Source organism: Endozoicomonas sp. PH6C (assembly GCF_059322965.1).
Genome location: NZ_CP185342.1, coordinates 5,346,599 through 5,361,004 on the forward strand (window position 1 = coordinate 5,346,599; position 14,406 = coordinate 5,361,004).

Below are 14,406 nucleotides of genomic sequence, written 5' to 3' on the forward strand. Positions count from 1 at the left end.
TTTCCGCTTAAAGCGAATCAAGCTCTTCTGTCACCAGCGGGCCGTGGTGGCCGCAATTGAAAGTCACCATTTCGTAAAAAATGAACTCATGAATGAAATAAGTGTTTAATATCTTTCTGAATGCTTTTCGAAAGCATTGTCAATTCCTGTCCTTTTGAATGTCTATCTACAGCACAAATGCAGCGATATTCAAGAGGGCGAAGACAAAAATGGGCTTTGTGCTTTTCTAACGTATCGTTAAAATAACACTTCAATTTTGGTTTTTTTTCTGTAGGCCCTTCTAATTCATTTTCTTCTAAAACCGGAGTTTTTCAAGATAGTTGTCCCGAAAACTGAATTTTAGGCTGCCTTTTTCTCGTTAATTCTTGCTTCAGACAACCGCTCAGGATTCAGTGCAACCGCACCTACAGGCTCCCAGTTTCTGATAACTCCTGACCAGCGCGTTGGATTAGCTTCTCGCGCTTTGGTATACACCTGTTTCCGGTGATTCAGGATTTCCTGATCTCTTTTCTCATGCCGTTGCGCAGGTGTCACAAAGCGGATTGAGCTATGGCGGTGTTCATTGTTATAAAAGCGCTCAAACTTCAGCATCCACTGTCGACTGTGTTCTAACGTCAGAAAACCTTGAGATGGCCACTGAGGACAGTACTTCACCGTTTTAAAGATCGATTCTGCAAATGCGTTATCATTACTCACCCTTGGGCGACTATGAGAGGGAATAATGCCCAATTCCTCAAGCTTGGCCTTAAAGGTACTCGACGTCATTGGAGCCCCATTGTCTGAGTGCAGTACAAGCGGTGTTTTAGTGCATTTTTCAGCCACCATTGTCCGGTTAATCAGTTCACTGGCTAACTCACCAGACTCACGGCTATGAATCTCCCAACCAACAATCTTACGACTGTAAACGTCCAGTATCAGGTAGAGGTACCAGAACTGGCCGCGTACCCTGGAAGGTATGTAACTGATGTCCCAACACCAGACCTGGTTAGGGCCAGTAGCAACATAGGTTGTCGGCTTGTTGCTTTTCGATCGCTTTCTTGAACGACCGCGGTGGTGCAACTGACCATACTTTTTCAACACACGGTAAAAGCTAGATTCAGAAGCAACGTATACTCCCTTGTCTGCAAGGGCTGGCACGATCTGCGATGGTGGCAGGCTCGCATACTCATCTTCATTACTGATAGTCAGAATACGTTGCTCCTCTTCCTCAGTCAGTTTGTTAGAGGGTACCGGGCGCAAGGCATCCGGGCGTTTGTCCGTTAACACTGCACCATTGTCATCGCGCCAGCGATTCAGTGTTTTCAGGGATATTTCCAATTGTTCAGCAGCCTTCCAGCGAGAAGCGCCGTTTGCTATAGCCTCATCAAACCATGTCAGCAGTTGGCGGCGCTTATCGACAGGTGTCAGTTGTCCTCGCTGTCTATCCCGTAGAAGGCATCGAGCTTTTTTGATAGCACCAGCAGGGCTGCAGCTTCTGCCAACGCCTTGTCTTTACGGCGAAGCTCTTTTTCAAGGCTCTGATTGCGCTTACGCTCTTGTTTTAATTGCTTGCTTTCCTGGTCTGCACGCTGAGAAGCCTGAACAGCACCTGAAATACAAGCGTGCTTCCACTCCTTGACTTGTTGAGGATAAAGCCCTTTTTTACGGCAGTATTCACTTAACTCTGTTTCTGACAAAGCAGCGGTTTCGACGACCACGGCAAACTTGCTTTCAGCAGACCATTGTTCTGATTTTTGTTCGTTCCCTGGCACAGGTAATCCTTTGTCCCGTAGTTTTTTACGCCAATTATACAGGGTTTGTTCGCTGATACCTTCCTCTCTGGCAACATCCGGCACAGAGCGATTGTGTGGTGGTAACAGTTTTTTCAAAACAGCTGATTTACGTTCCTCTGAAAAACGAGGCATATTCAACGTCCATCGCCCACTGTCTAGCTTTTATTGGTTAATCAGTGAGCGGGACAACTATCCTGACACAGCGGGAAACAGGGAGAACTCCATATCTGAAAACGCTTCTAAGAGCTAACTTAGAATACTTTATTGGAGATTTTGACATAGCTAAAAGTAGAGGTTCGCCTTTAACCTTAAGAGACTCAGGTTCAATTCCATTATTTATTATTTGTTCTAATGCAAGCTCTCTGAGTTGTGGAAAGTTATCCCATTTTTTTAAAAAAAGTAGTTCTAGCGCATTGTCACGAACCCTATCTTTTTGATAGCAATCTGCCCCACTCTTAATCAAAAGTTCAATAATAGTTGCCAGCTTTTCAATAATAACTTTATCCGAAGAATTACTTTTTATTACTTTAATCAATGGGCTCGTTCCTGCATCGTCAGAAACATTAGGGTCCAGCCCTTTTTGCAACAAAGTTTTCCATGCCTTTAAAGAATATAACCCTGGATATCTTGACATCGCTAAAAGTAGAGATTGGAGATCAACCATAATAGAGTCAAGTTCAGTTCCATTATTTCTTATTTGTTCAAGTGCAGATTCTCTAAGCTTTGTAAAGTAATCCCATTTTTTTGAGCAAAGTAGTTGTAGCGGAGTTTCACCAGAGCCACTTTCTTGATTGCAATCTGCCCCATTCTTAATCAACAGTTCAATAATAGTTGCTAGATTTTCAGAAGAAATCTTATCCAAAGATTTACTTTTTATTACATTAATCAATGGGCTCATTCCTGAATCGTCAGAAACATTAGGGTCTAGCCCTTTGTGCAACAAAGTTTTCCATGCCATTGAAGAATAATAATCTGGATATTTTGACATAGCTAAAAGTAGAGGTTTGCCACAAGCCATAATAGAGTCAGGTTCAATTCCTTTATTTATTGTTTGTTCAAGTGCAATTTCTCTGAGCTTTGGAAAATCATCCCATTTTTTTGAACAAAGTAGTTGTAACGGAGTTTCACCAGAGCCAATTACTTGATAGCAATCTGCCCCATTATTAATCAACAGTTCAATAATAGTTGCTAGCTTTTGATTAATAACGTCATTCATGGATTCCCTTGTTATCACATAGGTCAACGGGCTTCCTACATCATCAGAAACATTAGGGTTTAGCCCTTTTTGCAACAAAGTTTCCCATGCCATTGTTGAATAATACTCTGGAAATGTTGACATAGCCAAAAGTAGAGGTATGCCACGAACCATAATAGAGTCAGGTTCAGTTCCATTATTTATTATTTGTTCAAGTGCAAATTCTATGAGCTGTGGAAAGTCACCCCATTTTTTTTTGCAAAGTAGTAGCAGCGGAGTGTCACCAGCACCATTTTGTGGATTGCAATCAGCCCCTTTCTTAATAAAAAGTTCAATAATAGTTGCTATCTTTTCAGAATGAGCTTTATCCATAAAGTCATCATCTGCCGCCCATATTACATACATCAGTGGACTGATTCCCAGATTATCAGAAATATTAGGATTTATTTTATTCAAAGTTTCTTTCCATACTTCTAAGGAGTATCGATCAGGCTTTATACTCATTGATATAAGGTCTGCTCCTCCAAGCCCACAACCAGGATATTGATACGTCCCAACACTTTGACCAATTGTTCCAAACATGCTGCATTCTTCCTTCTTAAACTCTCAAGTTATAACTTTTGATTGTTTGAATGCTTATTAGTTTCCTGAATAGCCTAACCCTATAGTTACATCAACTGACATATAACTACTCAACCATACGAAATCATATTTTCTGACTCATTGTTCAGGCACTCGCGGCAACTGCTCCTGCGTTGCTCTAGCTCCTGCATCCATGCAGTCGTGATGCGTTGCAACTCTGGTCACATAGCTTGCTATGTTCCCGTCGTTGCGCCTTGCAGAGCACCTGCCCAATAAGCCAGAAATATTCGATTCCGTATGGCTGAGTACTCATGAGCCGTAGCCCCGTCAGGGGCAAATATAAACCCTCTAGAAATGCTGCAGGACAATGAAATTGCTGAATTCCTGGCCGAAGCCCATCTGGACGATGATCCTGCCGTGTTCACTGATCATTTTTTAACCACTTATTTGCAGTTTGTTACTTCCCTGAAGTTTGAGAAACCACCCAAAGGTTAATCCCAGACTTATCCACAGCCTCTGGGGATACTTTTAGAAGACAGCTGACTTTAATAATGACCTGAACGGTTCAAATAGGCCGCCGCTCCGGTTAACCCGGGATTTTCAGACAATATGAGCCATGTTGGTATGCCTGACATGTAGTCTTTCATCTTGTCTCTGTTCTCAAAGGCTTTCCGGAATGTTCCTCTGGCAAACAGCGTTTTCACTCTCGGGATAATGCCACCCGCAATATAGACACCGCCTCTTGCTCCCAGAACCAGTGCAGCATTTCCGGCGGTATTACCCAGAATCTCAAAAAAGTGATCCAGCACTTCGTTAGCGAGAGAATCCTGTTCTTCCAGAGCCTGAACCGTAATATCTGCCGCCCGCAGTTTATCCATCCGACCATCCAGACTCGAGTGCGCTTCATATAGTAATTCCAGACCTGAGCCAGAAAGTATTCTCTCAATCCCCAGCAAGCCCCCAACTTCCTTTCGGATAAATCGCCAGACACTGATATCTCGTTCAGTAGAAGGCGCAAAGTCGGCATTGCCCCCTTCTCCGGGCAAAGCTTGCCAACCCACAGGCGTTTCGATCAATCCACAAAGCCCCAGACCGGTTCCGGGACCAATTACCAGCTTGACGGCATCAGGATCAAAGTCCAGCTCAGGCCCTACAGACATGAGTTCGTTTGCAGGAAGGTGAGGGACCGCCAGAGCCTGTGCGGCAAAATCATTGATCAGCGCCATCACTTCCAACTCAAAGTCTTGTTTGAACTGTTGCTGATCAATTTTCCAGTGGCTGTTGGTGAAACTTACCTTTCCACCCACGACCGGGCCTGCAACAGCAAGACAGGCCCTGGCAATGGTTTTAACCCGCTGATTTTTCAGGTAGAGCCGAACGGCATCTTCCAGATCGGAATAATCAATACTCGACATCATCTGAATGCCTTCCAGCACCAGACTGTCAGGATTCACCAGGGCAAAGCGGGCATTGGTACCACCAATATCCCCCACCAGAGATTGCAATACTTCAGTCATCGGATACATCCAGGCCAACAGGCTTCATGACAAGTGAGGATGTCAGTATTATAATCCTGCGCCCGAACTCCTGACCTGAAAATGCCTGAAAAGCTCCCGGACTCTCTATGACAGTTGCTTCAGAAAACTCAACCAATGGCTATAACGCCCGTTTTGGAGGAAGCCGCAGGCTCTATGGCAACGATGCTGTAGACCGACTGAGACAATCTCATGTCTGCGTCACAGGCATTGGCGGAGTCGGCTCATGGGCAGCAGAGGCTCTGGCCAGAAGCGGAGTAGGGACTATTACTCTGATCGATCTGGATGATGTCTGTGTCACTAACATCAATCGTCAGCTTCATGCCACCACTGAAACCATTGGCCAGTCCAAATGTGAAGTGATGGCCAGCCGCATTCAGTCCATAAATCCGGACTGCCAGTGCCATGTTATTGAAAACTTTGTAACGACCGAAAATGTATCTGAACTGATCAGTCAGGACTTTGATTATGTGCTGGATGCCATAGACAGTTTCAGAATCAAGGCCGCCCTGATTCATCACTGCAAGAGAAACAAGATTCCTGTCATCACAACCGGTGGGGCCGGTGGTCAGGTCGATCCTACTCTCATACAGATTGCCGATCTCACCAAAACCTGGCACGACCCCCTGGCAAAAAAAGTCAGAAACCATCTGAGAGATTTCCACGGCTTTACTAAAAACAGCAAACGGAAGTTTGGTGTCGATTGTGTCTTTTCTTCAGAACAGGCCGTTTATCCTCAGCCCGATGGCACAGTGTGTCAGCAGAAGCCTTCTGATATGGGTTCCACAAAAATGGATTGTGCCAGTGGTTTTGGCGCCACCACTGTTGTGACGGCTACGTTTGGCTTTGTGGCTGTGTCTCGAATCATTAAAAAAATCATCGACAAGAAAACTTAAGAACCTGGTCAGGTGCTTAATTGCCCCCCCAGTTTATATCATCTTTCATTTCTTCCGGAAGCTGGTTGTCTCGGGCTTTGTCCAGAGCTGTGCGCATTTTCTGCGAGTCTTCATCACTCAGTTTTTCGGTGCCTTCCTGAATTACATCTTCGGTACCTTCTTCAACCGGTGCAAACATATTTTCAATCCGCTTTTCCATTTCCTCGTTCAAAAACAGAATTTCAATTCTACGATTTGAGCTGGATTCAGGCTTTTCAGGGTCGCGCAGTACCCGGTCAGCCATACCCAACACCATCATAATCCGGGACTCCTCCAGTCCTCCGAAAACCAGTGTTCTTCTGGCAACCTGAGCCCGGGCTGATGACAGTTCCCAGTTTGAATAATTATTCCTCTGAAAGCCTGAGCTGTCGGTATGACCGCTGATCATGAGACTGAAAGAAAGTTTGTTCAAAATAGGGGCCAGCTCAAGCATTAAATCCTGAAAAAATGGCTGCAGTCTTGCGCTCCCCTTTTCAAACATATTCTTCTTGTTATTATCCAGAATGACAATGCGTAAGCCTTCCGGTGTTTTCTCCAGATCAATGTAGTCCTCATATCTTCCAGCTGATTTACTGCCGCCCACCAATTTTTGTAATTCATCGGACAGCTTGTCGAAAATCAGCGTGTTATTCAGGGTTTTGTCCATATCCTCAGCAATAACCTCAGTCTCTTCCCTGCCTCGATTGTTTGCCCCTGGTCTGGGAATATCCACCAAAGTATTCATTCCCCCAAAATTAATGGGCTTGGAACTGCTTGGATGGCGGAATGAACCCGGATCTTCAAAATAGGTGGCAATGGCTTTCTTCTGTTCCTTATCCGTGGCACTCATGATCCAAAGCAACAGAAACAAAGCCATCATGGCAATGGCAAAATCAGCAAAGGCTACTTTCCATGAACCGCCATGATGCCCGTCACCATGACCGCCATGCTTCTTTTTAATGACGATAACATGATCTTTACTCATTGGCCGTCCAGCAACTCTTCCAGTTCACCGAAAGTAGGTCGTTTGTCCGAAAAAAGCATTTTCCTGCCTGAATCCACTGAAACAACAGGAGGAAATCCGGACTTGTTACTGCCAAGACCCACCCTGATGCAATGAAATGCTCTTATCTCCTGATCGATTGAGTGGCCAATGGCCGTTGCGCAGGGTCCTACTAATCCGTAGGCCATAAATATTCCAAGGAAAGTACCTGTCAGAGCCGCAGCAATCAATCGGCCCAGTTGATCCATTGGGCCATCTATCGCACCCATAGTAATAACGATACCCAGTACTGCCGCGAGAATACCAAAGCCCGGCAATGCATCAGAAATCAGCTGCAGAGCATCCGCTGGACGCATCATTTCTGACTCCATGGATTCAATTTCTTCCTCAATAATGGTTTCGTATTCGTGGGGTTCAATGCCGTCTACCAGTGACAGCCTGAGGTTTTCACTAATGAAGTTATAGATATGAGGGGTCTTCATAATCAGAGGAAATTTGGAAAAAACATCACTGTTTTCAGGGTTTTCTATATGCTCTTCAAGCGCCTTGGTCCCTCCCTTTTTTTTCGCCATATTGAATAACGTATACAGAAGAGAGAGCAGCTCGTCATAATATTCACGATTAAAGCCTGAGTTATTGACGGTATAAACCAAATGTCGTCCAGCCGCTTTAACAACATTCGTTGGGTTGGCAATCATGAACGCCCCCACCGCGCCACCACCAATCATCACTATTTCTGCTGGCTGCCAGATAGCCGCCATTTCACCACCCGCAGCCATAAAGCCACCAAAGATGCAGCCTAGCTGGATAAGTAGCCCCAAGATTTTCATAACGCTATTCCCTGTTCCATTCTTCCAGCAGCGAGCGCAGTCGTAGAACAGCCTGACGGTGTAACTGACAAATACGAGCCTCCGTCAGATCCAGAGCTTCTCCAATTTCTTTCATATTCAGTTCATGAACGTAATAGAGATTCATCAAATGTTGCTCTCGTTCCGGTAGCTCCTTTAAAGCATTTGCCAGGGCCTTGCTGCGCTCTCCTCCCATGGCAACCACTTCTATAGAGTCATCCTGATTAACCTCTATGATTCTGCTGTCAGCCTCACCCTGCATCAGCCCGTCCAGACTCAGCAGGTTGTCGGAATTACTGCTCTGCAACATGCGATGGTATCGCTCAAGGCTGACGCCAAGCTCTTCTGCAATTTCTGACTCGGCCGGAGCCCGTCCCAGCTTTGTATTAAGTGCCTGAATTGCCTTCCTGATCTTCTGTCCGTGTTCCCGATCTGTTCTGCTGCGCCAGTCCCACTGTCGTAACTCATCAATCACTGCGCCTCGAATCCGGGTTTTGGCAAACTGTTCAAAGGGGACTTTGCGGCCCGGATCATAACGACTGGCAGCATCCAGAAGACCCATCATCCCGGCTTGCAAGAGATCATCCCGGGAAATGTTGCTACCCAGACTACTGGCCAGATGCAGCACAATCTTTTTGACCAGGGAAAGGTGCTGTTTAACCAGAACATCCCGCTGATTTCCTGCCTGTTGGCGGTAAGCGTCAAGTCCTTTTTGCTGCATGTCTGCCACTAAGTTGCTACTGGATCACAAGATCCGTAATCAGACAGTCTTCCACTCTTGCTCCCACCCTCTCTTTGTCGAGCAATGCATTGACTCTTGCCAACGTTTCAGCACGGATAATCTCTGTAACTCCCCCGGCTTTAACCTCTTCAAACGAGAGAGAGCCCAGGTAGTTGATGACTTCATTACGAATAAGAGGCCGGTAGGCTTCCAGTGTTGCGATCACGGTTTCATCCCGAACCATCAATGACTGTTTTATCTGCATATATCGAGGTCGGACATCACTTTTGAGAGTGATAATAAATGGCTCAAGCACCATAAAACTGGGAGGTGCCAATGCTGTAACTTGCGGTTGCGGCTGCTGTTGCTGTTCCTGTTGCTGCGGAGGATTCATCATTGTCATGGCCACAAAAGCGCCACCACCTGCCAACAAGAGGACCAGAAGAATAATGATGATAATTAATAACTTGCCGTGGCCTGAGTTTTTGTTTTCAGAGTCACTGCTTTCTTTTTCATCTGCCATGAGTCCAGAAACTCCTTTTCCTATGATCTGTTAAACGAAATGATCCAATAATCTGCCGCCATGAATCCTGAATTGTTCCTGGGCACTCTGATAACCATTTGATTCATGACAACCATCGGCGGTGGGCAGATATTCTGAAGATTGTCCCGACGTATCAGCGTCTTTCTGGCTACCCACATCCACCGACATTTGCCCCAGAGTCAGTGACTCACTATTAAGAGCTTCCCGCAGGCGATCTCCGTGAAGCAACAGCAAGTCTCTGGCAGCTGGTGTTGCCGTTATCGCCTGAAGGCTGACCGCGTCTCTGTCAACGCTAACGGTCAGCGTTACCCGACCCAATTCCGGTGGGTCTAACCGAAACTCCATTTTCTGCTCACCCTGCTTAATCATTTGCACCACTGTCTGCCCGAAGGGTCGCTGAGCTACTTCAGGTTGCAGGAAAGGTTGCTTAACTGTGGCTGACTGGGCTACTGATGATGGCTCAGTCATCTGAATGGAAACAGACTGTTGGGAGGTTTGAGGCGACTGATTAACGACGGCCTGAATTGATTCGGTTGGCTGTATCAATGCAGGAGCTGTTTTTAAGGAAGCTTTCCGTTCCATTTCGAAATTGAACAGAGACAGCGGAGCTGGAATTTCTTTTAATCCATGGTGATTTTTTATCTCCGGCGCTTTGGCTTCTGTCTGGATCTGATCCGGTTTTAAAGTGATTTCCGGCTTGAGTTTTCCTGTCTGGTGATCGACTTCCTCTACCAGATTAACATCCGTTAATGGTCTTTGAGCCTGAGACACCTTCTGAGTCTTAACCGGAGTCAGAGAGACCTCTGATTCCTGTGGTCGAACAGGCAGGCGGAGTTTTTCAGATTTTCCGGGCATTGACAGATTTAAATCAGGCCGTTCAGTAACCCCTACTGTTAAAGAGGTACTTTTTATTTCTACGGCGGACTGTTCAGGTTTTGCTTCTCTGGTCAGTATCGGTAAGCTGGTGACGGGAATATGCTTTGTCAGCTCTGAAACTTCAGGGTTTGCCAAGGGTAAATCTGTTTTTGCCTGCCCATCAACAGGTATCAACCCTGCAGCCAGAAGCTCCGGAGAGACTAACTCTGTGGATGCAGATTCTATTAAGGAAAACTGTTGAAGAACCGTTTCAAATGTCAACTCAGAAGAAGTAGTAACTGCCTGAGCAGCCGCCATGACCTGCGGTTGAGCACCATCAACCAATGGCGCTGAACTCGATAGAGATAACAACGAAAAAACTGGCAGAGCCTGGTTTTCCATTCAAACCGCTCCGTTACTGAATAGTGGCAATCGCAGCTTGAGGAAGGGAAATATGGGCCCAGGCTTCCTGTATTTCTTTTAGCAGCCCCATAACTTCACTGATAGCAGTCAAATCATTTTTTGCATTGGCTTCAGTTAAACGTCTGATGCAATAGAGATATAACGATTGGAGATTTCCGGCCAAGTCACCACCTCTTTCAAAATCCAGAGACTGTTCCAGCACCAGCAGAATTTCGATAGACAGGGAGAGGCGATCAGACTTGTTGGTCAGATCCTTTCGCTCAATGTGGTGGCTTGCTTTAGCCAAATTGTCCATCAGTTTGGTAAACAACACACCCACCAGCTGAACAGGATCAGACGCTTCTACACCCGCTTTTTCCTGTTGTTGATAAGCACCCAGACCTTTTTTCTTCATGACCCTCTCCATGATCAGGAATTATTGTTATTCAGACTATTCAGACTGCTGGTGATCCAGTCACTGGTTCCACTCAGTGAGGCCAGAATACTTTCCATCGCCAGGAACTGATTCTGGTAATAGCTGCGGGTCCGCTCCAGTCTCAGCTCCAGTGCCGCACGATCATCTTCAATATCACTCAAGCCCTCTTCAATCCTGTCCTCCCGACTGTCGAGCGTTCCGCTACTTTCAAGGTGGGGAGTGAGAACGGCTGCCATTTGATTCATTAAGCCATCTTCACCAGCCAGCACCTGCGCCAATTCATCAAAGTTGTTAATCAGGGCGTCATCCAGACTATCGTTATCCAGGGTTAATGAGCCGTCTTCGGTAGTTGTCAGACCCAATTGCCCGAGTGTTCTGAATGTGTCACCGTCTTCACCATATAAAGAACTGATGACACTTCTCAACTGACCCTCAATAGCCCGGGTCTGGCTATCACCATTGAGAGGCCCCGCTGAAACACCGTTGAAATCTGTGAGAGTATCAAGGGTAGACTTAACGTTGTTCCAGGCATCCACAAACTCCTGCATGGACTCTTTCAGGCTGTCTTTGTCTACGGAGATATTCACGGTGACCGGATCTGTGCTGACGGCTTTCAGATTGAGCGTGACGCCATCAATAAGGTTTTCCAGTTGGTTATCTTCGGAAGTAATAGTGATTGCAGAGGCTCCTGCACCAAACCGGATACTGGCATCCACTGCCACCTGTAAATCGGTAAAGGAACCCAGGGTTGCTGAGCCACCGGAAAGGCCACTGAAGTCACTGGTTATGGTGTTTGCTGCTCCGGATTTCTCACTGGTCAGCATCAGACGCTGCTGACCGTTTTCATTAATAATCGCTGCCTGAACCCCGGTGTTATCGGCTGCGCTGTTTATAGCATCGCGTAAATTAGTCAGGCTTTCTGAACCCGGTTCGACCGTAACGGAGAAGCTTTCACCGTTAACCGAGAGATTGACCGTTCCGGAGCCAATAGTGGCATCTGAAGCGATAGCTGCGGATACAGTCTGGTGGCGAGTCGCCAGCTGATCCACATAAAACTGATAACTGCCTTCCCCAGCGCTGCTGGAAGCGGTTGCGCTCAGAACGGACTCATTACTGACACTGACGGCTCTGGGGCTGAATTTACTGATGCTGTTCAGGCTTTCTACCTGAGTATTAAAATCATTCAGTGCAGACTTTAGCGTCCCGACGGCAGACAGTTCTACATTAAAGGCCTCCTCTCTGCGGGCATAACGGTTTTCACTGGGAGCACGCTCGGCCTCCACCAAAGTGTCAACAATGGAGTTAACATCCAGCCCTGAATAGATGCCACTTAAACTGAACATAATCAGCCTCTGATTAATGCCTGCTTTTATTCAGTCGGCACCGCTTTGAGAAACATAACCGAATAACAGACAGCTCATAAAAAATGGGAGCTCACTGGCTCCCACAAAGACCATCAGCATTACAGCTGACTGAATTTTACCTCTCCAGCGATTAACGCAGCAGAGACAGAATGTTCTGAGGAATCGCGTTAGCCTGAGCCAGCACGGCAGTACCGGCCTGTTGCATAACCTGATACTTACTCAGATTCGCTGTTTCTGAAGCAAAATCAGTATCCACGATACGGCTTCTGGAAGCACTCAGGTTTTCACGGATATTGGCAAGGTTATTGACGGTAGTGGTCAGTCGGTTTTGGGATGCACCCAGACTGGCTCGAACAGCATCGTAAGCAGCAATATCTACATCCAATGCACCCACTGCTGTTTGAGCGGTAGCGGCATCGGTAAAGGTAACAGCCGTCAGCGCAACGGCAGTAAAGTTGAGGTCTATGTTGTTGGTGGTAGCATCGGTATAGTCAACTGCGATTTCGACAGTACCTGCGCCAAGAACGGTTGTCCCGTTAAACTCAGTCGTTGCGGCAATACGGCCAATCTCAGCCAGTTGAGCATCATATTCGGCTTGCAGGGCGGTAACATCAGCAGACTCATAGGTACCACTTGATGCCTGCAAAGCCAGATCCCTCATACGCAGCAAAGAGTTAGTGATCTCGCTCATAGCACCTTCAGCAGTCTGGGCCATGGAGATGCCATCGTTGGCATTACGGATAGCGACACCAAGTCCACCAATTTGTGCAGCCATTTTATTCGCAATCTGCAAACCGGCAGCATCATCCTTAGCACTGTTAATACGCATACCAGAAGACAGACGCTGCATGGCGGTCTGAAGACCTGCCTCAGTCTTACTCAGATTACGCTGAGCATTCTGAGAGAAGATATTGGTATTTACGGTCATTGCCATTTTACTAATTCCCTATTCATGGTTTTAATCGCTTGATTACTTCAACGTACTGCCTGTTGATAAGTACCACTCGGGAAGACTTCTGGATTTATTAAATAGACTTGCCATTCTTTTAAGTCGTTTTTAAAGTAAAAAAATGTTTTTATATATCTATTGCGAATTCATTTTAGAAAACTATGCTCGAAGCTAATTTCTTCGGGTTGCAGTCTGTTTTGCAAAGTTGCGAAACAACCTGAACTATTCAGAGGAAACCCCATGACACCGGAAGTTGTGGCAGACCTTTTTCGTGATGCGCTGACCCTCATTGTTCTGATGGTGTCGGTGATTGTGTTGCCCGGACTGCTGGTGGGTCTTGTGGTCAGCACATTGCAGGCTGCGACTCAAATCAATGAACAAACCCTCAGTTTCCTGCCCCGTCTGCTGGCGACACTGGTCACTATAGGCATGACGGGCCCCTGGCTGATTCAGGAATTTATGGATCTGTTTCTCCGGCTGTATGAATTTATTCCAGAGATGCTGGCCTGATGGGAACCTATACCTTCTCTGAGTTGGTGGGCTGGATTGGTCAGTATCTCTGGCCATTTTTTCGTATCGGAGCCCTCTTCCTGGCAATGCCCATTATCAGCAGTCAGGTAGTGGCACCCAGAATCCGGGTAATTCTGGCGATGGCCATCACTATTATTGTGGCCCCCATGCTGCCTGCGGTACCCGCAGTAGAGCCACTGTCGGGTGAAGCCCTTCTGATCACTGCACAACAGCTGGCTGTCGGGCTTTTGATGGCGATGGTACTGCAAATCTATTTCGCCATTTTCACCTCCGCCGGGCAAATGCTCTCCTTGCAGATGGGTCTGGGTATGGCGGTCATGTTTGATCCGATGAACGGCGCCCAGATTCCGGTAATCAGCCAGGTATTCCAACTGCTGAGCTTTCTGATGTTTCTGGCATTTGATGGGCATCTGGTCGTCATTTCTATTGTTGTGGAGAGCTTTAATACCATTCCCATTGCGCCCTTTTCTATTCGCCAACTGGATATTGACCGGCTTCCTGCCATGGGCGGCTGGATGTTTGCCAGCGCACTACTGATGGTTCTTCCCGCCATTGTTGCATTATTAATTGTCACTTTTACCTTTGGTGTAATGAACCGCTCGGCGCCGCAATTCAATATTTTCAGTCTGGGCTTTCCTCTGACCATGCTGGCAGGCATTTTTATTCTGATGCTGATCAGTTCCACCCTGAACGGTGTCTTCACACGATTTACCCGGACTGTTCTGGACATTCTACGATCACTGGTTCTTTAGGAA

General features: G+C 46.6%; 15 protein-coding genes. 4 read left to right on the plus strand and 11 right to left on the minus strand.

Annotated elements, in window-relative coordinates:
- Nucleotides 1-339 precede the first annotated feature (339 nt).
- A protein-coding gene (locus ACOMG9_RS19570) for an IS3 family transposase (protein ID WP_448215008.1) occupies nucleotides 340-1,904 on the minus strand; the annotation gives its coding sequence in 2 pieces (ribosomal slippage) (nucleotides 340-1,451 and nucleotides 1,451-1,904; 1,566 coding nt in all).
- Between the two features lie 37 nt (nucleotides 1,905-1,941).
- Complete coding sequence (locus ACOMG9_RS19575) at nucleotides 1,942-3,549, minus strand: ankyrin repeat domain-containing protein (RefSeq protein WP_494529266.1); 1,608 nt, start codon at nucleotides 3,547-3,549, stop codon at nucleotides 1,942-1,944.
- 354 nt (nucleotides 3,550-3,903) lie between these two features.
- On the opposite strand from ACOMG9_RS19575, the gene ACOMG9_RS19580 reads away from it, so the two are divergent.
- Nucleotides 3,904-4,044, plus strand: a complete 141-nt coding sequence (locus ACOMG9_RS19580) for a hypothetical protein (protein ID WP_422135134.1) — start codon at nucleotides 3,904-3,906, stop codon at nucleotides 4,042-4,044.
- A 50-nt stretch (nucleotides 4,045-4,094) separates the two neighbouring features.
- Here the strand turns inward: ACOMG9_RS19580 and glk are convergent, their stop codons facing one another.
- Nucleotides 4,095-5,066 carry a glucokinase gene (gene glk, locus ACOMG9_RS19585; RefSeq protein ID WP_448218126.1) on the minus strand — a complete coding sequence of 324 codons (972 nt, stop codon included), beginning with the start codon at nucleotides 5,064-5,066 and terminating at the stop codon, nucleotides 4,095-4,097.
- Between the two features lie 107 nt (nucleotides 5,067-5,173).
- On the opposite strand from glk, the gene tcdA reads away from it, so the two are divergent.
- On the plus strand, nucleotides 5,174-5,980 hold the full coding sequence (gene tcdA / locus ACOMG9_RS19590) for a tRNA cyclic N6-threonylcarbamoyladenosine(37) synthase TcdA (RefSeq protein WP_494529267.1): 807 nt from the start codon (nucleotides 5,174-5,176) through the stop codon (nucleotides 5,978-5,980).
- Nucleotides 5,981-5,996: 16 nt separating this feature from the next.
- Here tcdA and ACOMG9_RS19595 read toward each other — a convergent pair whose 3' ends face one another.
- From ACOMG9_RS19595 to ACOMG9_RS19630, 8 genes are all read right to left on the minus strand, one after another.
- Nucleotides 5,997-6,983, minus strand: a complete 987-nt coding sequence (locus ACOMG9_RS19595) for a flagellar motor protein MotB (protein ID WP_494529268.1) — start codon at nucleotides 6,981-6,983, stop codon at nucleotides 5,997-5,999.
- Nucleotides 6,980-7,831: a flagellar motor stator protein MotA gene (gene motA, locus ACOMG9_RS19600; protein ID WP_448218129.1), complete on the minus strand. Its 852-nt coding sequence runs from the start codon at nucleotides 7,829-7,831 to the stop codon at nucleotides 6,980-6,982. Before motA ends, ACOMG9_RS19595 begins: the two co-directional genes overlap by 4 nt.
- Nucleotides 7,832-7,835: 4 nt before the next feature.
- Nucleotides 7,836-8,570, minus strand: a complete 735-nt coding sequence (gene fliA / locus ACOMG9_RS19605; protein WP_448218130.1) for an RNA polymerase sigma factor FliA — start codon at nucleotides 8,568-8,570, stop codon at nucleotides 7,836-7,838.
- A gap of 16 nt (nucleotides 8,571-8,586) precedes the next feature.
- On the minus strand, nucleotides 8,587-9,093 hold the full coding sequence (locus ACOMG9_RS19610) for a flagellar basal body-associated FliL family protein (RefSeq protein ID WP_448218131.1): 507 nt from the start codon (nucleotides 9,091-9,093) through the stop codon (nucleotides 8,587-8,589).
- A gap of 30 nt (nucleotides 9,094-9,123) precedes the next feature.
- Complete coding sequence (locus tag ACOMG9_RS19615) at nucleotides 9,124-10,371, minus strand: flagellar hook-length control protein FliK (protein WP_448218132.1); 1,248 nt, start codon at nucleotides 10,369-10,371, stop codon at nucleotides 9,124-9,126.
- 13 nt (nucleotides 10,372-10,384) lie between these two features.
- Entirely contained in the window at nucleotides 10,385-10,786 is a 402-nt protein-coding gene (gene fliS / locus ACOMG9_RS19620; protein ID WP_494529269.1) for a flagellar export chaperone FliS, read from the minus strand.
- Nucleotides 10,787-10,800: 14 nt separating this feature from the next.
- Nucleotides 10,801-12,150 (minus strand): flagellar filament capping protein FliD, encoded by a 1,350-nt coding sequence (gene fliD, locus ACOMG9_RS19625; RefSeq protein ID WP_494529270.1) that lies wholly within the window; start codon nucleotides 12,148-12,150, stop codon nucleotides 10,801-10,803.
- Nucleotides 12,151-12,301: 151 nt separating this feature from the next.
- Complete coding sequence (locus ACOMG9_RS19630) at nucleotides 12,302-13,105, minus strand: flagellin N-terminal helical domain-containing protein (protein ID WP_448218134.1); 804 nt, start codon at nucleotides 13,103-13,105, stop codon at nucleotides 12,302-12,304.
- Nucleotides 13,106-13,360: 255 nt separating this feature from the next.
- Here ACOMG9_RS19630 and ACOMG9_RS19635 point away from each other — a divergent pair, with 255 nt between their 5' ends.
- Entirely contained in the window at nucleotides 13,361-13,630 is a 270-nt protein-coding gene (locus ACOMG9_RS19635) for a flagellar biosynthetic protein FliQ (RefSeq protein WP_317145259.1), read from the plus strand.
- Nucleotides 13,630-14,403, plus strand: coding sequence for a flagellar biosynthetic protein FliR (fliR, locus tag ACOMG9_RS19640; RefSeq protein ID WP_448218135.1), 774 nt, complete (start codon nucleotides 13,630-13,632; stop codon nucleotides 14,401-14,403). Before ACOMG9_RS19635 ends, fliR begins: the two co-directional genes overlap by 1 nt.
- Nucleotides 14,404-14,406 lie beyond the last annotated feature (3 nt).